Annotated in this window: 23 protein-coding genes, 1 pseudogene and 1 riboswitch; of the genes and pseudogenes, 12 read left to right on the top strand and 12 right to left on the bottom strand. The window is 73.8% G+C overall.

The annotated features are described in order from the left end of the window. The first annotated feature begins 112 nt into the window (after positions 1–112). The gene (locus ACYVDO_RS10340) at positions 113–1135 is read left to right on the top strand and encodes an NADP-dependent oxidoreductase (RefSeq protein ID WP_460935449.1); all 1023 of its coding nucleotides are present in this window, start codon (positions 113–115) and stop codon (positions 1133–1135) included. Next, positions 1132–1731 carry an ANTAR domain-containing protein gene (locus ACYVDO_RS10335; protein WP_460935768.1) on the top strand — a complete coding sequence of 200 codons (600 nt, stop codon included), beginning with the start codon at positions 1132–1134 and terminating at the stop codon, positions 1729–1731. The genes ACYVDO_RS10340 and ACYVDO_RS10335 overlap by 4 nt, the downstream gene beginning before the upstream one ends. A 54-nt stretch (positions 1732–1785) precedes the next feature. Here the strand turns inward: ACYVDO_RS10335 and ACYVDO_RS10330 are convergent, their stop codons facing one another. Next, complete coding sequence (locus tag ACYVDO_RS10330) at positions 1786–1974, bottom strand: hypothetical protein (RefSeq protein WP_460935447.1); 189 nt, start codon at positions 1972–1974, stop codon at positions 1786–1788. A 62-nt stretch (positions 1975–2036) separates the two neighbouring features. Continuing rightward, positions 2037–3395, bottom strand: a complete 1359-nt coding sequence (locus tag ACYVDO_RS10325) for a GH32 C-terminal domain-containing protein (RefSeq protein ID WP_460935445.1) — start codon at positions 3393–3395, stop codon at positions 2037–2039. Positions 3396–3571: 176 nt separating this feature from the next. Between ACYVDO_RS10325 and ACYVDO_RS10320 the strand changes: the two are divergent. The 3 genes and pseudogenes from ACYVDO_RS10320 to ACYVDO_RS10310 all read left to right on the top strand — a co-directional run bounded on the left by ACYVDO_RS10320 (position 3572) and on the right by ACYVDO_RS10310 (position 7389). Continuing rightward, positions 3572–4888 (top strand): annotated as a pseudogene (locus ACYVDO_RS10320) (D-alanyl-D-alanine carboxypeptidase). A 55-nt stretch (positions 4889–4943) separates the two neighbouring features. Then, a complete protein-coding gene (locus ACYVDO_RS10315) occupies positions 4944–6671 on the top strand; it encodes an alpha-glucosidase (RefSeq protein ID WP_460935443.1) in 1728 nt (575 codons plus the stop codon). Positions 6672–6891: 220 nt separating this feature from the next. After that, entirely contained in the window at positions 6892–7389 is a 498-nt protein-coding gene (locus ACYVDO_RS10310; protein WP_460935441.1) for a PLD nuclease N-terminal domain-containing protein, read from the top strand. Between the two features lie 130 nt (positions 7390–7519). On the opposite strand, the gene ACYVDO_RS10305 is transcribed toward ACYVDO_RS10310, so the two are convergent. After that, positions 7520–8419 (bottom strand): DUF1028 domain-containing protein, encoded by a 900-nt coding sequence (locus ACYVDO_RS10305; protein WP_460935439.1) that lies wholly within the window; start codon positions 8417–8419, stop codon positions 7520–7522. Positions 8420–8589: 170 nt separating this feature from the next. Between ACYVDO_RS10305 and ACYVDO_RS10300 the strand changes: the two genes are divergently transcribed. Further along, complete coding sequence (locus ACYVDO_RS10300) at positions 8590–9687, top strand: calcium:cation antiporter (RefSeq protein WP_460935437.1); 1098 nt, start codon at positions 8590–8592, stop codon at positions 9685–9687. A gap of 68 nt (positions 9688–9755) precedes the next feature. Here ACYVDO_RS10300 and ACYVDO_RS10295 read toward each other — a convergent pair whose 3' ends face one another. From ACYVDO_RS10295 to ACYVDO_RS10280, 4 genes are all read right to left on the bottom strand, one after another. Then, on the bottom strand, positions 9756–10433 hold the full coding sequence (locus ACYVDO_RS10295; protein WP_460935435.1) for a DsbA family oxidoreductase: 678 nt from the start codon (positions 10431–10433) through the stop codon (positions 9756–9758). Between the two features lie 85 nt (positions 10434–10518). Further along, a complete protein-coding gene (locus tag ACYVDO_RS10290; RefSeq protein ID WP_460935433.1) occupies positions 10519–11274 on the bottom strand; it encodes a C40 family peptidase in 756 nt (251 codons plus the stop codon). Continuing rightward, positions 11275–11444, bottom strand: a riboswitch (cyclic di-AMP (ydaO/yuaA leader). It abuts the gene before it with no gap. A gap of 212 nt (positions 11445–11656) precedes the next feature. Further along, entirely contained in the window at positions 11657–12355 is a 699-nt protein-coding gene (locus ACYVDO_RS10285; RefSeq protein ID WP_460935431.1) for a metal-dependent transcriptional regulator, read from the bottom strand. Between the two features lie 26 nt (positions 12356–12381). Continuing rightward, positions 12382–13608 carry an MFS transporter gene (locus ACYVDO_RS10280; protein ID WP_460935429.1) on the bottom strand — a complete coding sequence of 409 codons (1227 nt, stop codon included), beginning with the start codon at positions 13606–13608 and terminating at the stop codon, positions 12382–12384. Between the two features lie 56 nt (positions 13609–13664). On the opposite strand from ACYVDO_RS10280, the gene ACYVDO_RS10275 reads away from it, so the two are divergent. From ACYVDO_RS10275 to ACYVDO_RS10265, 3 genes are all read left to right on the top strand, one after another. Beyond that, positions 13665–14390, top strand: a complete 726-nt coding sequence (locus ACYVDO_RS10275) for a hypothetical protein (protein WP_460935427.1) — start codon at positions 13665–13667, stop codon at positions 14388–14390. A gap of 13 nt (positions 14391–14403) precedes the next feature. Then, positions 14404–15243: an SDR family NAD(P)-dependent oxidoreductase gene (locus ACYVDO_RS10270; RefSeq protein ID WP_460935425.1), complete on the top strand. Its 840-nt coding sequence runs from the start codon at positions 14404–14406 to the stop codon at positions 15241–15243. Positions 15244–15639: 396 nt separating this feature from the next. After that, on the top strand, positions 15640–16311 hold the full coding sequence (locus tag ACYVDO_RS10265; protein ID WP_460935423.1) for a DUF4232 domain-containing protein: 672 nt from the start codon (positions 15640–15642) through the stop codon (positions 16309–16311). A 60-nt stretch (positions 16312–16371) separates the two neighbouring features. Here the strand turns inward: ACYVDO_RS10265 and eda are convergent, their stop codons facing one another. The 3 genes from eda to pdxH all read right to left on the bottom strand — a co-directional run bounded on the left by eda (position 16372) and on the right by pdxH (position 19828). Continuing rightward, positions 16372–17025 carry a bifunctional 4-hydroxy-2-oxoglutarate aldolase/2-dehydro-3-deoxy-phosphogluconate aldolase gene (eda, locus tag ACYVDO_RS10260; protein ID WP_460935421.1) on the bottom strand — a complete coding sequence of 218 codons (654 nt, stop codon included), beginning with the start codon at positions 17023–17025 and terminating at the stop codon, positions 16372–16374. Next, complete coding sequence (gene edd / locus ACYVDO_RS10255) at positions 17022–18902, bottom strand: phosphogluconate dehydratase (RefSeq protein WP_460935419.1); 1881 nt, start codon at positions 18900–18902, stop codon at positions 17022–17024. Before edd ends, eda begins: the two co-directional genes overlap by 4 nt. A 245-nt stretch (positions 18903–19147) precedes the next feature. After that, on the bottom strand, positions 19148–19828 hold the full coding sequence (gene pdxH, locus ACYVDO_RS10250; protein ID WP_460935417.1) for a pyridoxamine 5'-phosphate oxidase: 681 nt from the start codon (positions 19826–19828) through the stop codon (positions 19148–19150). A 135-nt stretch (positions 19829–19963) separates the two neighbouring features. Here pdxH and ACYVDO_RS10245 point away from each other — a divergent pair, with 135 nt between their 5' ends. The 3 genes from ACYVDO_RS10245 to ACYVDO_RS10235 all read left to right on the top strand — a co-directional run bounded on the left by ACYVDO_RS10245 (position 19964) and on the right by ACYVDO_RS10235 (position 23015). Further along, on the top strand, positions 19964–20383 hold the full coding sequence (locus tag ACYVDO_RS10245) for a hypothetical protein (RefSeq protein ID WP_460935415.1): 420 nt from the start codon (positions 19964–19966) through the stop codon (positions 20381–20383). Then, positions 20380–21258: an oxygenase MpaB family protein gene (locus ACYVDO_RS10240; RefSeq protein WP_460935413.1), complete on the top strand. Its 879-nt coding sequence runs from the start codon at positions 20380–20382 to the stop codon at positions 21256–21258. Before ACYVDO_RS10245 ends, ACYVDO_RS10240 begins: the two co-directional genes overlap by 4 nt. 173 nt (positions 21259–21431) lie before the next feature. Next, positions 21432–23015: a phytoene desaturase family protein gene (locus tag ACYVDO_RS10235; protein ID WP_460935411.1), complete on the top strand. Its 1584-nt coding sequence runs from the start codon at positions 21432–21434 to the stop codon at positions 23013–23015. Positions 23016–23145: 130 nt separating this feature from the next. On the opposite strand, the gene ACYVDO_RS10230 is transcribed toward ACYVDO_RS10235, so the two are convergent. Together ACYVDO_RS10230 and ACYVDO_RS10225 are read right to left on the bottom strand one after the other, a co-directional pair. Continuing rightward, the gene (locus tag ACYVDO_RS10230; RefSeq protein ID WP_460935409.1) at positions 23146–23589 is read right to left on the bottom strand and encodes an SRPBCC family protein; all 444 of its coding nucleotides are present in this window, start codon (positions 23587–23589) and stop codon (positions 23146–23148) included. A gap of 293 nt (positions 23590–23882) precedes the next feature. Then, positions 23883–25160 carry an MFS transporter gene (locus ACYVDO_RS10225; protein ID WP_460935407.1) on the bottom strand — a complete coding sequence of 426 codons (1278 nt, stop codon included), beginning with the start codon at positions 25158–25160 and terminating at the stop codon, positions 23883–23885. Positions 25161–25202 lie beyond the last annotated feature (42 nt).

Raw genomic sequence — 25202 nt, 5'->3', positions numbered from 1 at the left:
CGCGAGCCGCGCCGGCCCGGGTGAGGAGGGTCACGGCATACCGGGGGGTGGTCGTGCTGTTGGCACCTGACGGCAGCGCAGTCCCCTCAGCCCCCCACTCAGGAGGTCCCCCATGACCGACGCCCCGACGCCCACCGCCGCACCCCGCGAGTGGCGGCTCGCCTCCCGCCCGACCGGCTGGCCGACGCCCGAGAACTTCGAGCTCGCCGAGTCCGCGGTGCCCGAGCTGGCCGACGGCCAGATCCGCGTGCGCAACGAGGTGCTGTCGGTCGACCCCTACATGCGTGGCCGGATGAGTGCCGCCAAGTCGTATGCCGCGCCGTACGAGGTCGGCGAGGCCATGACCGGCGGGGCCGTCGGTGTGGTCGAGGAGTCGCGCGCCGAGGGGTTCGCGCCCGGTGACCACGTGCTCCACGGCCTCGGCTGGCGCGAGGTCGCGGTGCTCGACGCCACGGGCGCCCGCGTCGTCGACACCGACGCCGCCCCCGCCTCCTCCTACCTCGGGGTCCTGGGCATGACCGGGCTCACGGCATACGCGGGCCTGAAGCGCATCGCCGAGCTCAAGGAGGGCGACGTCGTGTTCGTGTCCGGCGCGGCCGGTGCGGTCGGGGGCGCCGTCGGCCAGATCGCCAAGGCACTCGGCGCCGGCAAGGTCATCGGCAGCGCCGGCTCGCCCGAGAAGGTGAAGCACCTCACCGAGGACCTCGGCTTCGACGCAGCCTTCGACTACCGCGAGCAGCGGCCCTCGCAGGCGCTGCGCGAGCTCGCCCCCGACGGCATCGACGTCTACTTCGACAACGTGGGCGGGGAGCACCTCGAGGCCGCGATCGGCTCGCTGCGCCTGGGCGGTCGCATCGCCGTCTGCGGGATGATCTCGGTCTACAACGACACCGAGCCGGCTCCCGGGCCGCGCAACCTCGCCCGCCTCATCCAGACCCGCGGCCGGATCGAGGGCTTCCTCGTGGGCGACCACTACGACCTCGCCGGCGAGTATGCCGAGCGCGCCGCCGCGTGGCTCGCCGACGGTTCGCTGTCGCTACGCGAGACGACGGTGGACGGTTTCGTGAACGCCGTCGACGCCTTCCTCGGCGTCCTGCGGGGCGACAACACCGGCAAGATGGTCGTGCGCCTCTGACCCAGGACGGCGCGCTGAGCCTCGTCGCGTCCTCGAGCGAGGAGACCCGCCTGCTGGAGCTGCTGCAGATCCAGACCGAGGAGGGCCCCTGTCCCCTGTGCGTACGCGAGCGGCGCCCGATCACGGTGCCCGACATCGCCGCCACCAGGGACCGGTGGCCGCAGTTCGCCCAGGCGGCGAAGAGCGTTGGGTTCGAGTCGGTCCACGCCGTCCCGCTCCGCCTGCGTGAGGAGACGATCGGGGGGCTGAACCTCTTCAACACCGGTGCCCGGCCACCCCTCAGCGAGTCGGAGCAGCGCATCGCCCAGTCCCTCGCGGACATCGCGACCATCGGCATCCTGCAGCAGCGAGCCTCCCAGCGCGCCTCGCTGCTGGCGGAGCAGCTCCAGAACGCCCTGACGAGCCGCATCGTCGTCGAGCAGGCCAAGGGCGTGCTCGCCGAGCGTGGGGGCTTCGACATGGATGCCGCCTTCGCGCAGCTGCGCGACTACAGCCGGGCGCACCGCCGCAAGCTGACCGAGGTGGCCGGCGACGTCGTGGGACGCCGGATCGATGGCGCCGAGGTGCTGGCCCACCAGCCTCGTCGAGGTGGCTGAGGCCCGAGGGGGCTGAGGCCCCGAAGCGGCTGGGCGAGGTGGCATCCCCCGCGATCAGCACGACCTCGGGAGCTGCCGACGGAGCTGCGGGTCGCGAGACCCTGGCGCCAGCCCCAGCACCTCGTCCACCTGCTCCTGCGTCAGGTGCTGCTCCTCCTGCGCGGCAGCAGCCATCAGCTCGCCGAGCAGGACGATCTCCTCGGCGAGCGCCCGGTCCTCCACCCCGTTCTGCCCCGACGCCACATCTCACGGTAGGACGCGCGGGTGACCAGTCGTCATCCCCCAGCCGAGCCATCCGGGCCTGGTCAGTGAGCCATCGCACCCGGGAAGACCAGGGCGGTGAACACCACCTCGCCCCTCTCCGCAAAGACCTCGACACTGCAGGCGTCCACCGCCACCTCCACCCGGACCACGCCGTCGCCGACGGGGACGGGGCACGAGGACCGGCACGGGTATGCCGGGTGGAACGGTTCCGCGCCTCCCGCCCGGGGTCCGCGCAGCAGGGAGAGCAGCCCGGTGTCGCGGTCGTACACCAGCCGCGCCCCGTCACCGGCGCCGCCACCCTGCAGCTGCACCACGCCCGACGCCTCCGCACGGACGTCGAGCTCGACCGCGCGCCACCGCAGCCCCGGCGCGGACCTCGCCTCCTCGACCGGTCGCTGCACGAGGACCACGCCACCGTCCCGACGTCGCACCGACAGCTCCCGCGGCAGGGTCATCGCGCCTCGCCACGAGCCGGTCGGCAGGTCGCGGGCGTAGGCCCAGTTCGCCATCCAGCCGATGAGCACGCGGCGGCCGTCGGGGGCGCCGTTCCAGGTGACGGCGGCGTAGTCGTCCGGGCCGTGGTCGAGCCGCCGGAAGCCGGCTGGCTCGGGTGTGAAGCGCACCCCGTCGAACCGGCCGGCGGCATACCAGGTGCCGCACCCGGGCGCCGTCCCGTCGTTGCCGCTCAGGACGAGGACGTGCACGACCTCCCCCGGCTCCCCCTCGACGGGCAGCGGCACGAGGTCCGGGCACTCCCAGATCCCCGACGGCGCCGGGAGCGGGCCGAGCTCGCTGAGCAGCTCCCAGTCCCAGAGGTCGCTCGAGCGGTAGAACACGACGAGCCGCTGGACGGCCTCCACGGCGACCAGCAGCCAGAACCCGTCGCCCCCGTCGTCCGGCTCGCACCACGACACCTTGGGGTCGCGGAAGTCGGCGGACCCGCGGTCGAGCACCGGGCTGGGCTCGCAACGCACCCACGTCGACCCGCCGTCGCGCGAGCACGCGAGGGACTGCGCCTGGTGGCCGTCGCGCGCGCTCGTCCAGATCGCGACGAAGGGTGGGAACGCGTCGCCCTCGCGGCCCAGGCCGGACGTGTTCGCGTGGTCGACGACCACCGAACCGGAGTACACCTGCTCACCGGTGTCGAGGTCGTGGCTGAGGGCGACCGGGTGCTCGGTCCAGTGCACGAGGTCGGTACTCGTGGCGTGGCCCCAGCTCATGTTCCCCCAGTCCGGGCCCTCGGGGTTGTGCTGGAAGAACAGGTGCCAGGTCCCGGCGTGGTGCACCAGGCCGTTCGGGTCGTTGATCCAGTGCCGCCGCGGCGCGAAGTGGGCGCGCGGACGCCAGTCGGGGGCTGCGACCTCGCGCCCGTCGGGTCCTCCGGTCGGGTCTGCGCTCATCGCGCCCATCCTCGTGCATCGGTCGCAGCGCCCGTCGGGCGACGCGGTCGCGGTGGACCCGGCTCAGCCGATCGGCCCTCGATCCTGTGAATACCGGCCCAGACAACCACAACCGGGCGCCTTCGGCGCTACCTTCCGTGCGAGCCACCTCAGTCTTCTGCACGAAGGACCGCGTCATGTCCGACCGCCACGCCCTGGGCCCCGCCGCCGCTCGTCGACGGGGCATCGTGCGGCTCGTTGCCGCAGGTATCGCGGCCGCCGCGGCCGGGGCGCTCGCGCCGGCCACCGCCGGCGCCGTCCCCGTCGACCCCACCCCCCGGGCGACCGGTGCCCGCACGTACACCAGGGCCCCGGACGCGGACCCCCGCATCTCCCAGCTGCTCGGCGCCCGTGCGACCACCAGCCGGTTCGGGACGGCGTTCAGCGGGGCCGTGGTCGACGCGGCGAGCGGCCGGGTCGTGTGGAGCAGGAACGGCAACACCGGGCTCATGCCGGCCTCGACCACCAAGCTCGTCACGGCGACCGACGCCCTGGCCGTCTTCGGCTCCGGTCACCGGTTCACCACCCGGGTCACGCGGGGCACCGCGGCCGACCAGGTCTTCCTCGTGGGCTCGGGCGACCCGGCCTTCTCCTCGAGCCAGCTCACCAGCCTGGCGCGGACCACCGCGTCCGCCATGAAGGCCGCCGGCCGCACGACGGTGCGGGTGTATGCCGACGACTCCCTGTTCGCCGCGCCGAGCCTGGCCACGGGGTGGCGGTCGACCTACATCCCCACCGACACCACGTGGCTGCGCGCCCTGGACGTCGACGGCCGGCAGAACGCCGACACGAGCATCGACGCCGCGAAGCTGTTCGCGGGCAAGCTGAAGGGGTACGGCCTCACCGTCAGCTCGGTCAGCCGGGCGAAGACCCCTGCAAACGCCCCGGTCCTCGCCTCGTCCGCGGGGCTGACGGTCGGCCAGATCGTCTCGACCATGATGCTGGACTCGGACAACGAGCACGCCGAGGCGCTGCACCGGCTCGTCGGCATCCAGCTGGGGTACGGCAACACCTGGTCCGCGGCCCGCAGCGCCAGGCGTACCGGATGGGCCAGGAGGGCCTGAGCATCACGGCGCTGTACGACGGCTCGGGGCTGTCGCAGCGACCGGCTGACGAGCCTGCAGCTGGCCCGCATCGTCAGCAACGTCTTCGAGCCTGCCAACGCCACCCGGCTCGGCCTGCTGCGGTCGGACAGCGGGCTGCCGGTCGCCGGGCGCACGGGGACGCTGCAGGCGGCATACGGGCGCTTCACCGCCCCCACGTCGAGCTGCGCGGCCGGGCTGGTCCACGCGAAGACCGGCACGCTCGACGACGCGGCGGCGCTCGCCGGCTGGGTCGTGGGGATGGACGGACGGGTCAAGACCTTCGCCTTCGTCGTCAACGGGCGCAAGGTCACGACGACCCTCAAGCAGGATCTCGACATGCTCGCCGCGACGGTCACGGGCTGCTACTGACCACCGGGTGACCCGCTGTTGACGGGGCGCCGGGGTGGCCTGAGACTTGCGACCCGTGACCGATGACCAGTGGTTCCGCGAGGCAGTCGTCTACCAGATCTACCCGCGCAGCTTCCAGGACACCGACGGCGACGGCATCGGCGACGTCCCCGGCATCATCGACCGGCTCGACTACCTGCACACGCTCGGCATCGATGTGCTGTGGCTCTCGCCGATCTACCGCAGCCCGCAGGACGACAACGGCTACGACATCAGCGACTACGAGGACGTCGACCCGACCTTCGGCAGCCTCGCCGACGTGGACCGGCTGATCGAGCAGGCGCACGCGCGCGGCATACGGGTCGTCATGGACCTGGTCGTCAACCACACGTCCGACGAGCACCCGTGGTTCGTGGAGTCGCGGTCGTCGAAGGACAACCCGAAGCGCGACTGGTACTGGTGGCGGCCGCCGCGGCACGGGCACGAGGCCGGCACCCAGGGGGCCGAGCCCACCAACTGGCAGTCCTTCTTCAGCGGCCCGGCCTGGGAGCTGGACGAGGCGACGGGCGAGTACTACCTGCACCTGTTCAGCCGCAAGCAGCCCGACCTCAACTGGGAGAACCCGGAGGTCCGAGGGGCCGTCTACGCGATGATGCGCTGGTGGCTCGACCGCGGGGTCGACGGCTTCCGCATGGACGTCATCAACATGATCTCCAAGCGCGTCGGACCGCACGGCTCGCTGGCCGACGGCAGGCCGGCCGCCGGGACCGCTCTCGGCGACGGGACGCCGCAGTTCATCTGCGGCCCGCTGATCCACGAGTTCCTCCAGGAGATGTACCGCGAGGTGTTCGAGGGCCGGTCGCAGACGTACCTCACCGTGGGCGAGATGCCGATGGTCACCGTCGACGAGGCGGTGCTGTTCACCGACCCGGCGCGGCACGAGGTCGACATGGTCTTCCAGTTCGAGCACGTCGACCTCGACCACGGCGAGCACAAGTGGGACCGCAAGCCGCTGGACCTGCGCGACCTCAAGGCCTCGTTCGGGCGGTGGCAGGAGGGCCTGGCCGACGTCGGGTGGAACTCGCTCTACTGGAACAACCACGACCAGCCGCGCGCGGTCTCCCGGTTCGGGTCGGACGCCCCCGAGCACCGGGTCGCCTCGGCCAAGCTGCTGGGCACGGTGCTGCACCTGCACCGCGGGACGCCGTACGTCTACCAGGGCGAGGAGCTCGGCATGACCAACGTGCCGTTCGCCGGGCCCGAGGACTTCCAGGACGTGGAGTCGGTCAACTACTACCGGACCGCGGTGGAGGCGGGCGCCGACCCCGAGTGGGTGCTGCACAACCTGCGTCTCGGCAGCCGCGACAACGCCCGGTCGCCGATGCAGTGGGACGCCTCCGACCACGCGGGGTTCACGACCGGCACACCGTGGGCGCGGGTCAACCCGAACTACCCCGAGATCAACGCCGAGGCGGCTGTCGCCGACGACGGGTCGGTGTTCCACCACTACCGGCGGCTCATCGCGCTGCGCCGCTCCGAGCCGGCCGTCGCGCACGGCCACTTCACCATGCTGGCCCCTCAGCACCCGACGCTGTACGCGTTCACCCGCACCTTCGAGGGCACCGAGCTGCTGGTGCTGGCGAACTTCTCGGCCGACGAGCTGACGGTGGGCGACGCGGAGGTGGCCGGGGTCGCGGACTGGGCCGGTGCCGAGCTGGTCCTGGGCAACTTCGCACAGGAGCCTGACTCGGTCGTCGCACCGCTACGTGCCTGGGAGGCCCGCATCCTGCGCCGCACCACCTGAGGACACCCCGCTGCGGGCCGCCCCCGGCATACCCGAGGCCCTGCCCCTCCTTCGCGAATCTTGGGCCAACCTTCGGACTGTGAGTGAACCTTCACCAGCAGGACGAAGATTGGGCCAAGATTCGGCGGGTGCGGGAGGCGTCTCCGCCGTTCGGGTGGCGGCGCGAGCGAGATGTCCGGTTTCGCCTCCCGGCGGTATGCCGGTGTGTCACCATCGCGGCGTGATTCGCGCTGAACTGGGGTTGGGGATCCTGGGCACGGCACTGTGGGTGTACTGCCTGCTCGACGTGATCATGACCGACGAGAGCCGCATCAGGAACCTGTCGAAGGGCACCTGGATCTTCGTCGTCCTCATCACGTCGGTCGTCGGGGCGGTCGCCTGGCTGGTGGCCGGCCGGCCGGAGGCGGCGCCGCGAGGCGGCCTGCCCTACAAGGGGAACCGGGGCACCGCCTACCCCGAGTACGAACGGCCGGGCCGCGCCGTCGCGACGAACCCGGACGACGACGCCGAGTTCCTCCGCAAGGTCCGCGAGCGGGCCGAGGCGCAGATGGCGGAGGCCAAGCGGCAGCGCGCCGAACGCGAGCGGGCCGAGCGCGAGGCGGTCGAGCGCGAGCGGGCGGCCAGGCTGGCCCGTGAGCAGGAGCTGCAGCGCAAGCGCGAGCAGGCGACCCGCCCCGACCCGACCGCCGAGCCCGAGGCCCCGCTGCCCGAGGCCTGAGGCCCCGCTGCCCGAGGTCCGCGGCCCCGCTGCCCGAGGTCTGAGGCCTGAGGCCTGAGGCCTGGGCCTGAGCCGCGGTCCCGGCCTCACCCCCACGCCCCGGCCGGCCGGCGTCGCGGAGCCGCGCGACCTACTCCTCCTCGTCGGGGTGGTCCTCGGCCTCGTCCTCGGCGTGCTCGTCGTCACCGAGCGCCTCGAGCCGAATCTCGTCCGTCGCGGCGCGCAGGGCGCCGAGCACCTTGGTGTCGATGCCGGCGGGGCTGAGACGGGTCTCGTAGTTCTCCTCCGACGCCCACACGGCCAGCGCCTGCGCAGCGGACGTGCCGGTGAACCCGATCGACTCGAGCCGGGCGAGCACCTCGTCGGCCAGCGCGCCCTCGAGCGGCTGCACGTCCTCGGGGGAGCCGAAGAGCAGGTCGTTCAGCCCGACCAGGCGCGCCAGCTCGCGGGGCGCGTCGGGGTGGTCGTCGACCCGCACGTCCGCGAGCAGGCCGTACTGGTCGTACCCGGCTCCGGGGCACACGGCATACAACGCAGCGCCCTGGCGACCACGGGAGTCGCCGCCGGCGTCGTCCCCCGCGAGCAGCGCGGCGACGAGCCGGTCGGTGAACGGGCGCCCGGCCGAGCCCAGCCAGGCGCGCTCCATCGCCTCGACCACCTGTGGCCCGACGAGGATGTTGCCCTGGATGGCGTACGCGCCCGTGTCGTCCCGCCCGCTCACGCCACCCGCCCACGGCAGGCACGACGGCCCCGTCCACGTCCCCTGGGAGTCGCGGCCCACGACGCCGAGCTGGCGGTGCTCGCGCTCCTCGTCCGGGGTCGTGCAGGCCGCGATGGCCGCCGCCGCATCGCCGCCGGAGGCCATCGCCTGGAGGGCGGTGTCTCGGTAGGACACGCGCGCCATTGCCTGGGTCGCCACCGCGCCGACCTCGAGCCGGGCGGCCGGCACGACGGCACCCACGAACGGGAACTTGCTGGCCACGGCGACACCGAAGGAGTCGCCGTCCTGGGCCACGATCGAGAACGTCATTCCCCGGACGCTAGCCGCCGGGGCGCGATCCGGCAGCGGCGACCTCTGCCTGCGGGGGCGGTCGACTGCTGCCTGTGGGGGCGGTCGACTCCTGCCTGCGCACTCGCCCTGCGCTCGCCCCACGGGCGCCTCCAGGTCGGACAAGGGGACCAAACCTGCGACAATGGGGCGTGGCCGCGAGAACGACCAGTCCCCTGCTCACCTGGACCACTCTCGCGCCACCCTTGGCGCTCGTGGCGCTGGCCCTCAGCTGGGGCCGGCACCTCGGTGCCCTTCCGGTCATCGTCGTGGCGGTCGTCCTCGTCCTCGCCGTCCTCGCGGCGGTGCACCACGCCGAGGTGGTCGCCCACCGGGTCGGTGAGCCGTTCGGCTCGCTGGTGCTGGCCGTCGCGGTCACGGTCATCGAGGTGGCGCTCATCGTCACGCTCACGGTGAGCGGGGGCAAGGACACCCAGACGCTGGCCCGCGACACGGTCTTCGCCGCCGCGATGATCACCTGCAACGGGATCGTCGGGCTCTCGCTGTTCGCCGGTGCGCTGAAGTACCGGCTCATCGCGTTCAACGCCGAGGGTGCGGGGGCGGCGCTGGCCACGGTGACGACGCTGGCCGTGATGACGATGGTGGTGCCGACGTTCACGACCAGCGAGCCCGGCCCTGAGTTCACCAGCGGCCAGCTCGCCTTCGCGGCGGTCGTCTCGTTGGCGCTCTACGGCATGTTCGTCTCGACGCAGACCCGTCGGCACCGCGACTTCTTCCTGCCCGTGGGCAAGGACGGCGAACCGCTCGACGAGGACCACGCCGACCCGCCCACCGACCGCGAGGCGCTCACCTCCCTGGGCCTGCTGCTCGCCTCCCTGGTCGCCGTCGTCGGCCTGGCCAAGGTCGAGTCGCCGGCGATCGAGTCCGGTGTCGCAGCGGCCGGCTTCCCGCAGTCGTTCGTCGGTGTCGTCATCGCGCTGCTCGTCCTGCTGCCGGAGACCCTCGCGGCGGTGCGGGCGGCCCGGCGCAACCAGATCCAGACCAGCCTCAACCTCGCGCTCGGTTCGGCCATGGCGAGCATCGGCCTGACCATCCCGGTCATCGCGGTGGCCTCCATCTGGCTCGAGGGCCCGCTCGTCCTGGGGCTCGGCTCGACGCAGATGGTGCTGCTGGCCCTGACCGTGGTGGTCAGCGTGCTCACGGTGGTGCCGGGCCGGGCGACGCGGCTGCAGGGCGGGGTGCACCTGGTGCTGCTCGCGGCGTTCGTGTTCCTCGCCATCAACCCCTGAGGCGCCCCTCCGGCGTACCGCATCCGGTGCGCCGCCGACGGCGCGAACTCACAGGGTGCGCCCGGGCGTCAGGCGCCCTGGCTCATGGCCTCCGACGACCCGTCGGTGGCAGCCGCGATGAGCTGGCCGATGACCTCGACGGAGTGCGCGCCGGAGAGCGCGACCTTGCGGTTGGCCATGAAGAACGGCACGCCGGTGATGCCGATCTCGGTGGCCGCCCGCTCGTCCTGACGCACGTGGTCGGCATACTCACGGCTCGCCAGCACCGCGGACAGGCGCCGGCCGTCCAGCCCTGCCTCGGCACCCAGCCGCTGCAGCGTCTCGATGTCGTCGATCTGCCGGCCCTCGGTGAAGTGGGCGCTGTAGAGCCGCTCGAGCACCGCGGCCTGCAGCGCATGGCCGCCCTGGGCGAGGCCGAGGGCGATGATGCGGTGGGCGTCGAAGGAGTTCGCGCGGCGCTGCTCGTCGACGTTGATCTCGATGCCGTCGGGGCGTCCCAGCATGGCCGGCCGCTCCGCCATCTCGCGAGCGCCGTCGAGGTCGGTGCCGTACCGCTCCGCGAGCCACGGGAGCACGAGCGTCCCGTCGCCCACCGGCGCACCCGGGTCGAGCTCGTACGCGTGGTAGGTCACCGTGACCTCCGCTGGGTGGGCACTCTCCGCCACCGCCTGCTCGAGCCGGCGCTTGCCGATGTAGCACCACGGGCAGACCACATCGGCCCAGACGTCGATCTCCACAGCAGTCATGGGTCCATGTAAGCATGCGCCCACGGCGAAGGCCCCGGCCGCGGGTGCGGTCGGGGCCCTCGCCGGGGGGCTCGGAAGCCTCAGGTCACGGGCGGCCGTAGGACACGTTGCCGGACCAGATGGCGCGCTTCTGCACGGTCTCGCCGCTGCGGGGGCTGTCCCACATCATGCCGCCGCCGGCGTAGATGCCGACGTGGTAGGCCGGCGAACCGAAGAACACGAGGTCGCCCGGCTGGGGGTTGGAGACCGGCGTCACGGCCTGGCGCTGGTCCTCCGCGGTGCGCGGCAGGGAGATGCCCACCTGGCGGAAGACGTACTGGGTGAAGCCGGAGCAGTCGAACCCGGTGGACGGGCTGGTGCCGCCGTACTTGTACGGCAGGCCCTGGTACTGCGCGGCGATCGCGAGGACGCCACCGGCCGCGGGCTTGAGGTTGGTGTAGCTCTTGGTCGCGAGCGGCGTGCGCACGGACGACCGGCTGGCGGCCTGCGTGTCAGTCGCACGAACCGGCACCGCTACGGGCTGCGGAGCGGGCTTCGGCTTGGGCTTTGCCGTGGCGGTGAAGCCGATGACGCCGAACGCGTCGGTGGCCTCGGGAGCAGCCACCTCGGGAGCCTTGACGGCGACCGGTGCGGCTGCAGCCGCCTGGTCGGGCGCCTTCGCGCTCGCGGCCGGCGCGGCCGAGGCGGGAAGGGCGAACGAGGCGACGAGACCTCCCGACGCCGCGATCACGGCGGAGGTCTTGACGGCCGGCTGCGCGGCGGTGGCCACGATGCCGGACAGCTCGGAGACGGGGTTGAAACGACCCGGCGCGCGATGACGGCCAGAAGTGGAAGAAGCCACAGGTAGAACCTCCAGCGCCTACGAGGTGAGCTGTCGGGTTCGGGTGGAGGTAGATCACCCGGCCCTCGTTCGCCCGACCTCACGGCCGTGCTCCCGAGGGCTTCACCCCAAGGACCGTCCGGAGACGGCCCACAAGTGGGTCCCCCGCTCCTGCCAAGCGGTTTTCGTTGCTGACCCGGGTGTGGTGGCAGGACTAGGCGTGTCCACTCCGGGCCGGATCCTCGGGGGGCTGAGGAACCGTGGGAAACCGTACACAACCCTCTCCCGAAAGTCACGCTCCGGTCACGGTCGGTCCAAGAAACTGCCACACGATGCCAACCGCAGGTCCCGAGGCGTGCTCAGCGGGCCCCCAGCAAGGCTCCGGACGACGTCCAGGCAGTGCTCAGATGAGCGCCCCGAAGACGTGCTGGGCCACGTCGTCGGGCAGGGACACGCCGGTGGACTCCGGGGCCCCCTCGCGGACCGCGACCACCCGCCCGTCCGCGCGGTGCACGCGGACCCGCTCCCCCGGCAGCAGCCGGGCCACGGTGAGCAGGCTGAGCGCCTCGTGGTCCACCTGGACGGGCTCGCCGATCCGCCGGACGAGGACGGTCTCGGGCTCGGGCCCCGCCAGCTCGGTGAGGGTGTGCAGGCCCGAGCGGAAGTCCTCGGTGGCCTCCGCCTCGCCGAGCTCCTCGAGGCCCGGGATCGGGTTGCCGTAGGGCGAGTCGTGGTGGTCCTTCAGCAGGGCGAGGATCTTGCGCTCCACCCGCTCGGACATGACGTGCTCCCACCGGCAGGCCTCGTCGTGGACGTACTCCCACTCCAGGCCGATGACGTCGATGAGCAGCCGCTCGGCGAGCCGGTGCTTGCGCATCACGCGCGTGGCCAGCTTGCGACCCTCCTCGGTGAGCTGGAGGTGCCGGTCGCCGGCGAGGGTGAGCAGGCCGTCGCGCTCCATCCGGGCGACGGTCTGCGACACGGTCGGCCCCGAGTGCGCGAGCCGCTCGGCGATGCGCGCCCGCAGCGGCGGGATGCCCTCTTCCTCGAGCTCGAAGATCGTCTTGAGGTACATCTCGGTGGTGTCGATCAGGTCCGTCACGGCCCCCAGCCTGCCACCTGCGGGCGTCACCGCGTCCGGGCGCCACCGCGGACGGGATCGAACCTGGCCACCCAGTACCCCAGCCACCCGGTCCCGAGCAGGGTCAGGCCCCCGATCCCCAGGCACGCGGCGGCCAGCCCCAGCTGGGCGGTGACGGCGCTGATGAGCAGCGGGGCGCCGCTGCCGCCGACGACCGACATGAACCGCCAGCCGCCGAGGAACTGCGAGCGCCCGACGCTGGGCGCCGTGTCGGCGCCGAGGGTCATGACGATGCCGGACCCGAGCCCGTTGCCGACCGCCGCGAGCATCGAGGCCCCCAGGACGGTGTATGCCGTGTGGGTGAGCGGCAGCAGGAGGGTCCCCACCCCGAGCAGGACCACGCAGGGGACGGCGACCCAGAACCGGCCGAACCGGTCCATCACCGACCCGGCCGGGTAGAACAGCAGCATCTCGACCCCGCCGGTGACCCCGAAGATCACTGCGGTCGCGGAGGCCGACAGGCCGACGTGCGCCGCCCACAGCGGCACGAGGACGACGCGGGCGGACCGGGCGGCCCCGATGACGAGGATGCCGAGGCCCAGCGTGGCGTATGTGCGCCGGTGCGCCCACAGGAGTCGAGGGGTGCCGGTCGGCGCCTGGGCGCGCTCGCGTTCCTCGTGGCGGGCGGTGATGTCGGGTGCCCGCCACACCAGCAGGCTCGCGGCCAGCCCAGACACCACGGCGACCCCGAACGCCGCCTGGGCGCCCCACGCGTGGATGACGGGGGCACCGACGAACGGGCCCACGAACAGGCCGATCCGGTTGACCCCGCCCAGGGTCGACATCGCCCGCGCCCGCATCGCGTAGGGGACGGCGTCGATGAGGTAGGCCTGCCGGGCCACGAGGAACACCGAGGAGGTGAAGCCCATGGCGAAGACGGCCGCGAACAGCACCGCGACGCTCGGGGCGAGAAGGGCGACGAGCGAGGCCAGCGCGTCGACGGCGCCGGCGAACAGCAGCGCCCGCCGCTCGCCGACCCGGTGGACCATCGCGCCGGCCGGCACGGCGAAGAACAGCTCGGCCACGAGCGCGGCCCCGGTCGTGAGCGCGGCGACCGAGGGCGTGGCCCCGAGGTCGAGGGCCGCGAGGGCGACCACCGGCAGCGTGGCGCCGGCGCCGACGGCCGCGACGACCGTGGGCCCGTAGGCCGGCAGGGCGATGCTGCGCAGACGGAAGCCGTTCCCGGCCTCGGTGTTCGTCGGCGGCGTCCCCATCACCCCCATCCTGTCCCCCTCCCTGCGGGCTCGTGCTGCCCGAGTACGTTCGGGCCATGGAGTTCGTGATCCCCGCCCGCTTCTGCGGGCCGCCCGAGTCCGGCAACGGCGGCTGGACCAGCGGCCACGCCGCGCGCCTGGTCGCGACCACCGCGGACCATCCTGCCGTGACGGTACGACTGCGCACCCCTCCCCCGCTGGACCGGCCCCTCACCGTGGCCGAGGACGACGGGACCGTCCGCGTCACCGACGGCGACCACCTGGTCCTCGAGGCCGTGGCCGCCACCCGCCCGGGTGCCGAGGGCGCACCGGCACCCGTGGCGTACGAGGAGGCGCTCGCGGCCGGCGAGCGGTACGAGGGCGACGTCGACCACCCCTTCCCCACCTGCTTCGCGTGCGGGACCGGGCGCGAGCCCGGTGACGGCCTGCGGCTGCGGCCCGGGCGGGTCGAGGGACGGGACGGCGCGTATGCCGCGGCTTGGAGACCGGGCGAGGACGTCGACGTCGAGACGGTCTGGGCGGCACTCGACTGCCCCGGAGGCTGGTCGTCCGGGTTCGCGGGCCGCCCCATGGTGCTCGGGACGGTGACCGCGGTCGTCGACGAGCTGCCCGAGCCCGGGGTGCCGCACGTCGTGATGGCGTGGCAGCGGGGGGCCGAGGGACGCAAGACCTTCAGCGGCACCGCCCTGCACGCCCCGGACGGGCGCGTGCTGGCGCGGGCGGAGGCGACCTGGATCTCGGTCGACCCCGCGGCCGTCCGGCCGGCGGGAGCACTGACATGACCGACGTACTGACATGACCGACGAGGAGAGGAACGACGTGACGGGCGACAGCAGGGACGCGACCGGCGAGGGCACGGGCACGGGTGGCACAGCACCGGGCTCGGAGGTCGCGGGACGGCGACTGGCGGTCGTCACCGGCGGCTCCAGCGGCATCGGCGCCGAGACCGCGCGCCAGCTGGCCGCCGCCGCGTTCGAGGTGGTCGTGGCCGCGCGCCGGGCCGACCGCATCGAGGCCCTCGCCCGCGAGATCGGCGGCCGCGCCGTCGCCTGCGACGTGTCCTCCGCCGCCGACGTCGCCCGCCTCGCCGAGACCGTCGGGCCGCGGCTCGACGTGCTCGTCAACAACGCCGGCGGCGCCCTGGGCCTGGCGCCCGCGGCGAAGACCGACGTCGAGGACTGGCGTGGGATGTACGAGGCGAACGTCATCGGCACCCTGCAGGTCACCCAGGCCCTGCTGCCCGCGCTGGTCGCGTCCGGTGCCGGCACGATCGTCAACGTCGGCTCCATCGCCGGACGCACCGTGTACGAGGGCGGTTCGGGCTACACCGCCGCCAAGCACGCGGTGGCCGCCCTCACCGAGACCCTGCGGCTCGAGCTCGTCGACCAGCCCGTCCGGGTCACCGAGATCGCGCCGGGCATGGTGCGCACCGAGGAGTTCTCGCTCACCCGGTTCGGGGGCGACCAGGAGCGTGCCGATGCTGTGTACGCCGGGGTGCCCGACCCGCTGGTGGCCGCGGACGTCGCGGAGGCGATCGTGTGGATGGTCGACCGGCCGGCCCACGTCAACATCGACCTGCTCGTCATCAAGCCCCGCCGTCAGGCCGCCTCGTACAAGGTCCACCGGGAGGTCTGAGGGCCGCGCGACCGTCCCCGCCGCTTCCGCCGGCGACCGAGGAGTGCGGCTCCGACGTGTTCCGGTGTTCGCTCTGGGGGAAAGCCGTTGCAGAGCCCGACCACTCGGCATAGCGTTCTGAGCACACGGAAAGGAGGTGGTCCAGGAAGTGATTTCCCATAGGACGCGTGAGGTGGCTGCGCGCTAGCGCACCCTCGGCTGCTTCGAGGGCGCGAGAGCGCAATCCCAGCAGTACCACCGCAGCCCGTGGGCCGCGCAGGTCGTCCCCTGTGCACGCCGCCGCTCGATTCGGTCGGCAAGGCCCACGGGCTGTTCCGTGCCCGCTTCCGGTCGCCGGACAACCCCGAGCTCGCCTCCGACGTCCACAGCAGTGAGGGGACCGACAGGAGGCACGTCATGGCGGGGATGGGACACACCACAGGCCGGCAGCTCGCCGCGCTGACGCTGGTCGCGGCGACCGGATGGGCCCTCGCCGGGTGCAGCGGCGCCGGCGGCGGGGGCACCAGCACCTCCGCCGGCTCGGGCGCGACCGGGTCCCCGACCTCCACCGGCGGTAGCGGTCCGTCGACGAGCTCGAGCAGCTCCTCGTCCGGCGCGACGTCGAGCGGGTCGTCGGGCTCGACCAGCAGCGGCCGGGGAGCCGCCGCGACGCGGTGCACCGCGTCCACGACCCGCACCCGGGCCGTCACCCAGCCCGGCGGAGGGGCGGCGGGCAGCTTCGTCGTCGAGCTGGTCACGACCGACACCGGCACGCGCCCCTGCACCCTCCAGGGCTACCCGGGGGTGTCACTCACGGCACCGGGCACCGGCGCCCAGGTCGGCGCGGCAGCCGACCGGGACCGGACGCAGTCCACCCCACTGGTCCGCCTCGCTCCGGGCAGCTCGGCGACCGCCCTGGTCAAGGTGACCCAGGCCGCGAACTACGGCTCGCGCTGCCACCTGGTGACGGCGGGGGGCTTCCGGGTCTACCTGCCCGGGGAGACGGCGGCACAGTACGCGCCGTACCGCGTCGAGGCGTGCAGCAACACCGACGTGCATCTGCTGTCCGTGCGCCCCTTCCACGGCTGACCGGCGGTGGGGCGGCAGCCGACCACACCGCGGGCCTGCCCGGGACGCCGCCCGCCGGCGTCAGCGAGGCAGGGCCGCGGCATCACGGGCGAGCCGCTCGATACGGGCCCAGTCGCCCTGCGCCACGGCCTCCTTGGGGGTGAGCCACGACCCGCCGACGCAGCCCACGTTGGGCAGCGCCAGCCAGTCGGCCGCCGTCTGCGGCGTGATGCCGCCGGTGGGGCAGAACCGCAGCTGCGGGCACGGGCCGGCCACCGCGGACAGGTAGGGACGGCCCCCGCTGGCCTCGGCCGGGAAGAACTTCTGCACCTGCAGCCCCGCCTCCGCGAGCGTGAGCATCTCGGTGAGCGTGCCGGCCCCGGCGAGCAGCGGCAGTCCGGACGCAAGCGCAGCCTCGACCAGCCGCGGCGGGGAGCCCGGCGTGACGATGAACTGGGCGCCGGCGTCGACCACCTGCTGCACCTGCGCGGGCGTGACGACCGTGCCCGCGCCGACCACGATGCCCTCGACCTCGGAGGCCACGGCCTCGATCGCACCGAGCCCGGCCTCGCTGCGCAGGGTGAGCTCGATGACGGGGATGCCGCCGCGGAGCAGGGCGCGGGCGAGCGGCACCGCCTGGGCGACCTCGTCGACGACGACCACCGGGATGACGGGCGCGAGGCCGAGGATGTCGGCCTCGCCGGAGATGACGGGCTTGGTCGTGACGGCGGTCATCGGGACTCCTCCTGCGGCAGGTGCGGGACGACGGGTTCGGGGACGGTGGTCAGGGCGCCGAAGACGTGGGCGCCCTCGTCGGCACGACCGACGGCCGAGCGCATCGCACCGAACAGCTCGCGCCCGGTGCCGACACCCTCCTCCGTGACGCGGGCCGCGGGCAGGCGGTCGGCGAACTCGGCCTCGTCGACGAGGACGTCGAGCCGGCCGGTGACCGCGTCGACCCGGACGACGTCCCCGTCGCGCAGCTTGGCGATCGGGCCGGCGTGCACCGACTCCGGGGTCACGTGGATGGCCGCCGGGATCGAGCCCGACGCGCCGCTCATCCGGCCGTCGGTGACCAGCGCCACGGCATACCCGCGCTTCTGGAGCACCCCGAGCGAGGGGGTGAGGGCGTGCAGCTCGGGCATCCCGTTGGCCGACGGGCCCTGCTCGCGCAGGACGACGACGACGTCGCGGTCGAGCTCGCGCCGCGAGAAGGCCTGGAGGAACCCGACCTGGTCGGTGAACACCCGGGCCGGCGCCTCGACGACCCGGTGCTCCTCGGCGAGCGAGGACGTCTTGATGACGGCCTGGCCGAGGGTGCCGCGCAGCAGCCGCAGCCCGCCGTCGGGGGCGAACGGGTCGTCGGCCGGTCGCAGGACGTCGAGGTCGAGCGACTCCTCGGCCACCTCCACGAACTCGAGCGTGCCGTCGGCGGCGAGCACCGGTCGCCGCGTGTACCGGCGCAGCCCGGGCCCGTCGAGGGTCAGCACGTCCTCGTGCAGCAGGCCCGCGTCGAGCAGCGTGCGGACGAGGAACGGCGTCCCGCCGGCGGCGTGGAAGTGGTTCACGTCGGCGGTGCCGTTGGGGTAGATCCGGGCAACGAGCGGCACGGCGGTCGACAGGTCGTCGAAGTCCTCCCAGCGCAGGTCGATCCCGGCGGCCGCGGCCATCGCGACGAGGTGCATGGTGTGGTTGGTCGAGCCGCCGGTCGCGAGCAGGGCGACCACGCCGTTGACGACGGACTTCTCGTCCACGACCTGGCCCACGCCGTACCGGTCCTCGCTCGCCGCGATCTCGACGACGCGGCGGGTGGTGGCCGCCGTCAGGGCGACGCGCACCGGGTCGTCGGGGTGGACGAACGCCGCGCCCGGCAGGTGCAGGCCCATGACGTCCATGAGCATCTGGTTGGAGTTGGCCGTGCCGTAGAACGTGCACGTGCCGGGCGAGTGGTACGAGGCGACCTCGCTGGCGAGCAGCTCGTCGCGACCGGCCTCGCCGGCGGCGTACGCCTTGCGCGTCTCCGCCTTCTCCGCGTTCGAGCGGCCGCTGGCCATCGGCCCGGCGGGGACGAGCGCGGTGGGCAGGTGGCCGAACGACAGCGCGCCCATGACGAGGCCGGGGACGATCTTGTCGCAGACGCCGAGCAGCAGGGCCGCGTCGAAGACGTCGTGCGACAGGGACACGGCCGTCGACATCGCGATGACGTCGCGACTGAACAGGCTGAGCTCCATGCCCGCCCGTCCCTGCGTGATGCCGTCGCACATCGCCGGCACCCCGCCCGCGACCCGGGCGACAGCGCCCAGCTCTCGCGCGGTCGCCTTGATCTCCTGCGGGTAGTGCTCGAACGGCGCGTGCGCCGACAGCATGTCGTTGTAGGACGTGACGATCCCGACGCCCACCCCCGTCTCGGCCGACAGGACGGCGCGGTCAGCGCCTCCACAGGCCGCGACGGCGTGGGCGAGGTTCGAGCAGCCGAGGTCGGTGCGCGCGGGGCGCAGGCTCAGCTCGGAGGCGGCGCGGGAGATGCGCTGCAGGTATGCCGTGCGGCTGGCACGGCTGCGTTCGGTCACCCGGGCGGTGACGTCGGCGACGACGGGATGGACGGCGGCCATGGGTCTCCTGGCGGTCGACGGTCGGGACGGACCGCGGACGACGACGATGGCGCTCGCGTTGTGACGTGCGTCACCAGTGTGGGGACGCGCCGCACCCACCGGGAGGTGCGTCCCGGCATACGGACAGTGAGGGCCGAGGCGCGGACCGGGCGAGGTCGGGCCTGGTGCCGTCAGGGCTCGCGAGGTCAGGGGTGGCGGCGCCAGGCCCCGCGACATCAGGGCTGGGGGCGCCGGGCCCCGCGACATCAGGGCTGGCGGCGCCAGAGGCGCCAGGCGCCCTCGTCGTCGAGGCCGCCCTCAACGACCCGGCTGAAGACGAGCCGGTCGTGCAGCCGGTTGCGGCGTCCGCCCCAGAACTCGACCTCGTCCGCGGTGACCCGGTACCCGCCCCAGAAGTCGGGCACCGGCACGTCGTCGGGGTTCCCGCGGTCCGGCCACTGAGCGGCATACCGCTCGTAGGCCGCCTCGAGCGCCGCCCGGCCCTCCACCGGCTGGGACTGCTGGGAGGCCCAGGCGGAGATGCGCGAGGCCCACGGGCGCGACCCGAAGTAGCCCGCCACCTCCTCGCGGTCGAGCGGCTGCGCCGTGCCGCGGAAGCGGATGGCGCGGTACATCGCCGGCCAGGTCAGCGCGACGGCGATGCCGCCCGTGGCGGCGATCTCGAGCCCCTTGGACGACTCGGTGTTGGTGACGAAGCCGGGGCCCCGCTCGTCGAAGAACCGCATGAGCACGGTCCGCACGTTGGGCAGCCCGTCGGCGTCGACGGTGGCGACGGACAGGGCCAGCGGCTCGGGGACGTCGGGCTGGGCGTCGGCCCGGCTCAACGCGTCGTCCACCCAGCGGCGGGCCTGCTGCCACGGGGTCGGGGCGACCTCGTCCTCCGAGATGCCCTGCCCGACATAGTCCACGCGCCGCACGTCGTCCATGGCGGCAGCGTAGACGCGGGGCGCCGTCGCCACCCCTCCCCGCCGGCCCAGCGTCGCGGTCGTCACCCTGCCCGCCACCGGCAGGGTCGCCGGACCCGGCTTACGCTGGCAGCCAGGACAGCGTCGGGAGGCAGCATGCCGGACAGGGGTCGAGCCGTCGGCCGGGTCGTGAAGTGGGGCGTGAAGTACGGCCCGCACGTCGTGGTCCTGGCGCAGCAGGCCAAGGAGCCCGCGATGAAGGCGGCCCAGACCGTGCTCGACCGGCAGCGGGCGCGGCGGCGGGCCGTCGAGCACGCCGCGACCCTGCGCGAGGGCGCCGTGCTGAAGACGTTCGACCCGGCGGCCGACCACGGGGAGCCGGTCTGGGTGGTCTTCACCGGCGACGAGCCGGTCGCCGCCCACCCCGCCACGACCACGCCGCTCGCCCAGCTCATCAACCACAGCGACCTGTCGACGCGGGTCCGCCCCGCCGACCTGCCGACGGCCGCCGAGCGGGTCAGGGCACTGCCCCGGTCCGTCCGCCGCCGCGGCGCCTCGAAGGGAGCCGGCCGATGACGTTGCTCGAGCCGATCACGTCCGGCGCCCGCCGTGGGCTCGGCCGGGCGCTGCGCTCGCGCGTCGCCGGCGAGGACGCCCAGACCAAGGCGGCCCGGATCTGGCAGTCCGAGGGCGAGCGGTGGTTCGGCCCGCAGGACCCGATCTGGCGGGTGCACGCCGACGCCGCGATGTTCCCGGGAGGCATCCGGGCGCTGCTCCTGCAGTCCTTGCACCCGCTGGCGATGGCGGGCGTCGCAGCCCACTCCGGCTACAAGGGCGACCCGTGGGGCCGGTTGCAGCGCACCAGCGAGTTCCTCGCCACGACCACCTTCGGGACCGTCGACCACGCCGAGGAGGTGATCGCGCGCGTCCGGTCCATCCACGAACGGGTGCGTGGGACCGCCCCCGACGGACGGCCGTATGCCGCGAGCGACCCCCACCTGCTGCTGTGGGTGCACGTCACCGAGGCCGACAGCTTCCTCACCTCGTTCCAGCGGTACGCCCGCGAGCCGCTCTCCGACGCCGAGGCCGACACCTACGTCGAGCAGGCGGCCGTCGTGGCGCGGCTGCTCGGGGTGGTCGACCCGCCCACCACCGTGGCCGGGCTGCGCGACACGATCGAGGGCTTCCGGCCCGAGCTGGCCGGGACCCCGGCAGCCCGCGAGGCCGCCCGTTTCCTGCTCGTGAACCCACCGCTCCCGGCGGCTGCCCGCCCCGGCTACTCGGCGCTCGCCGCCGGCGCGGTCGCCATGCTCCCCCGCTGGGCGCGCCGGCCGCTCCGGCTGCCCTGGCTCCCGGTCACCGAGCACCTCGTGGGCCGGCCCCTGGGTGGGGCGGCCACGGCCGTCGTGCGGTGGGCGATGCACGCCGAGGACCCGCGCCGGGCGTCCTAGGGCGGACGCACTACCCCGCGCGGACACCTCGGGGTGCGGACCCCTCGGCGTGTGGACCCCTCGGCGTGTGGACGCCTCGGAGCGCGGACGCCTCGGACTCGATCGCGGCCAGGACCTCGGCCGCTGCCATGCTTCGGGTGGTCCCGCCGCCCGGACGCTGGAAGGGTGCTCGTGTGGAGAGCGTCGACGCAGTCGTCATCGGAGCAGGGCACCACGGCCTCGTGGCCGCCTCGGTCCTCGCCGACGCGGGGTGGGACGTCCTGGTCCTCGAGCGCCGCGACACGGTCGGGGGTGCGGTCGCCTCGCTGGAGCGGGACGGCTGGGTCATGGACGAGTTCAGCTCGTGCCACCCGCTCGCTGCGATCTCGCCGGTGATCCGGGGCCTGGACCTGGAGGCGCACGGGCTCCGGTGGAGCCGGGTCGACCGGGTGGTGGCGCACGCCGGCACGCCGGACGACCCCGTCGGGGCCCTGATCCACCGTGACCCCGCGGTCACGGCGAGGGGATTGGCCGTCGACCACCCCGGCGACGAGCAGGCGTGGCACGACCTCGTCGGCTTCTGGCACGAGATCCGCGACCCGCTCATCGACGCCCTCCTCACCCGGTGGCCCCCGGTGCGCGCGGGCGGACGGCTCGTGCGCTCGGTGGGGGCTCGGGACGTCCTGCGCCTGGCCCGCGAGCTCCTCCTGCCGCTGAACCGGCTCGCCGTGGAGCGGTTCGAGGGCGAGCGGGCGCGGATGCTGCTGGCGGGCAACGCAGCGCACGCCGACATCCCGTCGGAGGCGCCGGGCAGCGGGCTGTTCGGGCTGCTCATGGCGATGCTGGCGCAGGACGTGGGCTTCCCCTCCCCGCAGGGGGGTACGGGGCGGCTGGCCGAGGCAATGCGCAGCAAGGCCGAGACCGCCGGGGCGCGGGTGGACACCGGCGTCACGGTGAGCCGGGTCGTCACGTCGGGCGGGCGCGCCGTCGGCGTCGAGACGGCGGACGGCCGACGAGTGCGGGCCCGGCGGGCCGTCATCGCGGACACCACCGCCCCGGCCCTGTACGGCTCGCTGCTGCCCTCGAGCAGCGTCCCGGCCAAGCTGAAGCAGGACCTCGAGCACTTCGAGTGGGACCTGCCGACGGTCAAGGTCAACCTGCGGCTGTCGGCGCCCCTGCCGTGGACCGCGGAGTCGGCGCGGGGCACGGGCGTGGTCCACGTCGGGCACGACCGGCAGGGCCTCATGCACTGGGAGGCCGACCTCGCCGGCAGCAGAGTTCCCGAGAAGCCGTTCGCCCTGTTGGGGCAGATGACGACCACGGACCCCAGCCGCTCGCCCGCCGGTACCGAGACGGTGTGGATGTACTCGCACCTGCCGAGGGGCGTCAGCGACGACTCCAGCGCCGAGCTGCTCGCCGGGCGGATGGACGAGATGCTCGACGCGTTCGCCCCCGGGTGGCGCGCACACCTGGTCGAACGCTGGGTGCAGCTCCCCTCGGACCTGCAGGGCGCCGACCCCAACCTCGTCGGGGGTGCCGTGGGGGGCGGCACCAACCAGCTCTTCCAGCAGCTGGTGTTCCGACCGGTCCCGGGCCTGGGCGGACCCCGCACGCCGGTGGACGGGCTCTACCTGGGCAGCGCGTCGGCGCACCCCGGCGGTGGCGTCCACGGCGCCTGCGGCTACCTCGCCGCCCGGGCCGCGCTGACCGACTCGGCCTGGTGGGGCAGGCCGCGGCACCGGCTCGAGCTGGCGGCGCTGCACTGGCTCTACCGCTGAGGGCTCCGCGACCCGTCACCTGTCACCCGTCACCGAAGTCCCAGGCTGCCACCGAAGTCCCAGACTTCGGGCCGAACCACCGCCCTCAGTGCCGAAGTCCCAGACTTCGGCGGCCGCTGCGGGCAGCCCGCTACCGCTGCCCGGCGCGCCCCTCGGCGATGAGGACGAGGCGGCGCAGCGCCTCGGTGTTGCGCCAGGTGATCAACGGGTCGACCACGCTGTCGGGCAGGGAGGCACCGGGACCGCGGACGATCGTCTCGTCCATGGTGACGAGGCTCCCCTGGCCGTCGTCGTCGACGCGCATCACGACCAGCGCCTCGCCGAGGGGGCGGCCCTTGGCCTGCAGGGTGAGCTCGGTCGGCTCGTGGGACTCGATGACCTCGGTGTGGTCGTCGAGCAGGAGCGGCCACGCCCCCACCGAGTGGTGGATCCGCGCGCCCGCCTGCGGCCAGATGCCCTCGACGTCCCGGAGGCGCGAGGCCCCCACCACCCAGCTCGGGTACATCCACGGGTCGGCCAGCACCTGCCACACCGCGCTGCCGGGTGCCTTGCACCGTCGACTCACCGTCGCCACGTCCCACTCCTGCCCTCGACTGCTCGTGCCCCTCGACCGTCCGTGCCCTCGAGCATGCCGCAGTGGCGGCATCCCGTCGCCCCGAGCTGCACCGCGCTGGCGGTCGGCACCCGGCCCGGGAGACCCCGGCGCGTGCTACGTCACTGATCAGCGAGCTCGATCAGAGACGTAGCATCGCCGACCCCATCCCTGGGCCGCCCCACGTCACTGACCAGCCGCCCTACGTCCCTGACCACAGGAGTGATCAGTGACGTAGCACCCGCAACCCGTCACCGCGCGCCCGCCCACCCGCGTCACGGTGTCGGTCGGTGCGCGTCGTAGCGGACGAAGCCGGGTTGCAGCCGCGCCAGCACCCCCATCGCCAGCACGCAGGCGACGCCTCCGAAGAGCGCCATCCGACCCTCCCCGATCCGGGAGGCCACGACGCCACCGGCCAGCTCCCCCAGCCGCGGCCCGCCGGCCACGACGACGATGAAGACGCCCTGGAGCCGCCCGCGCAGGTGGTCGGGGGTCGCCGCCTGCAGGATGGTCGTGCGGAACACGGCGCTCACCGAGTCCGAGGCGCCGGCCACCGCCATGGCGACCAGCCCGGCATACAGGGCATCGCTGCGCGACAGGGCGCCCCCGGCGGCGAGCATCGACACGCCGAACCCGGCGATCGCCGCACCCCAGCCCACGATGGCCACGAGGATGGCCGCCCCCTGCCGCCGGACGTGACCCAGCCGCCCGGAGAAGAACATCGCGAGGATGCCCCCGACCGCGGCCGCCGCGGAGAGCGCGCCCACAGTCCGGGCGCCGCCACCGAAGATGACCGCGCCGGCGGCCGGGAACAGCACCCGGGGCTGGGCGAGGAACATCGCCGCGATGTCCGCGACGAAGGTCATCCGCACGTTGGGCCGGGTTGCGAGGAACGCGAAGCCGTCCAGCACCGAACGCAGCCCCGGCCGGGTCGTGGACGGCCCGGACTCCCCGTGGTCGGGCGGGAGCGGCGGCAGCGTCGACAGCCCCCAGAGGGCCGCGGTCGTGATCACCGCGTCGACGGTGTACGCCGTCCGGAAGCCGCCCCAGTCCACCAGCACGCCGGCCAGGAGCGGGCCGACGGTGAGGGAGGCGTTCATGGCGAAGACGGAGAGCGCGTTGGCGGCCGGCAGCAGGTCGCGCTCGAGGATCCTCGGGTAGATCGAGGTCCTGGCCGGCGAGGTCACGGCGAAGGCGCCGTTCCACACGGCGACGAGGGCGTAGAGCACGCCCACGTGGGTGTTGCCGAGCCACGCCTGCAGCGCGCACGCCACGCTGGTGAGGAACGCCACCGACTGCGCGACCAGGCCGACCCGGCGCCGGTCGAAGTGGTCGATCAGGGCGCCCCCGTAGAGCCCCATGACGACGAGCGGGACGAGCGCGGACAGCCCGACGACACCGACCGCGGCGGTGGACCGGGTGAGGTCGTACACCTGCAGCCCCACCGCGACGACGGCCAGCTGGGAGCCGACGTTGGACAGCGTGAAGCCGGTGTAGAGGCGCCGGTATGCCGGGCTGGCCCGCAGCGGGGTCAGGTCCAGGAGCAGCGGCACGGCAGGAGCGTATGCCGATCGGCGGGCGCGTCCCGCACCGAC

The organism is Phycicoccus ginsengisoli (assembly GCF_054779295.1).
The sequence above is the reverse complement of the archived record's forward strand: the minus strand, read 5'-3'. Positions and strand labels throughout refer to the sequence as shown.

Coding starts and splice junctions, on each gene's coding strand:
- ACYVDO_RS10275 (WP_460935427.1), top strand. CDS start 13,665: ATGGAGTTCGTGATCCCCGCCCGCTTCTGCGGGCCGCCCGAGTCCGGC.
- ACYVDO_RS10295 (WP_460935435.1), bottom strand. CDS start 10,433: ATGACTGCTGTGGAGATCGACGTCTGGGCCGATGTGGTCTGCCCGTGG.
- ACYVDO_RS10340 (WP_460935449.1), top strand. CDS start 113: ATGACCGACGCCCCGACGCCCACCGCCGCACCCCGCGAGTGGCGGCTC.
- ACYVDO_RS10280 (WP_460935429.1), bottom strand. CDS start 13,608: ATGGGGACGCCGCCGACGAACACCGAGGCCGGGAACGGCTTCCGTCTG.
- pdxH (WP_460935417.1), bottom strand. CDS start 19,828: ATGGACGACGTGCGGCGCGTGGACTATGTCGGGCAGGGCATCTCGGAG.
- ACYVDO_RS10270 (WP_460935425.1), top strand. CDS start 14,404: ATGACCGACGAGGAGAGGAACGACGTGACGGGCGACAGCAGGGACGCG.
- ACYVDO_RS10305 (WP_460935439.1), bottom strand. CDS start 8,419: ATGACGTTCTCGATCGTGGCCCAGGACGGCGACTCCTTCGGTGTCGCC.
- ACYVDO_RS10245 (WP_460935415.1), top strand. CDS start 19,964: ATGCCGGACAGGGGTCGAGCCGTCGGCCGGGTCGTGAAGTGGGGCGTG.
- edd (WP_460935419.1), bottom strand. CDS start 18,902: ATGGCCGCCGTCCATCCCGTCGTCGCCGACGTCACCGCCCGGGTGACC.
- ACYVDO_RS10240 (WP_460935413.1), top strand. CDS start 20,380: ATGACGTTGCTCGAGCCGATCACGTCCGGCGCCCGCCGTGGGCTCGGC.
- eda (WP_460935421.1), bottom strand. CDS start 17,025: ATGACCGCCGTCACGACCAAGCCCGTCATCTCCGGCGAGGCCGACATC.
- ACYVDO_RS10265 (WP_460935423.1), top strand. CDS start 15,640: ATGGCGGGGATGGGACACACCACAGGCCGGCAGCTCGCCGCGCTGACG.
- ACYVDO_RS10325 (WP_460935445.1), bottom strand. CDS start 3,395: ATGAGCGCAGACCCGACCGGAGGACCCGACGGGCGCGAGGTCGCAGCC.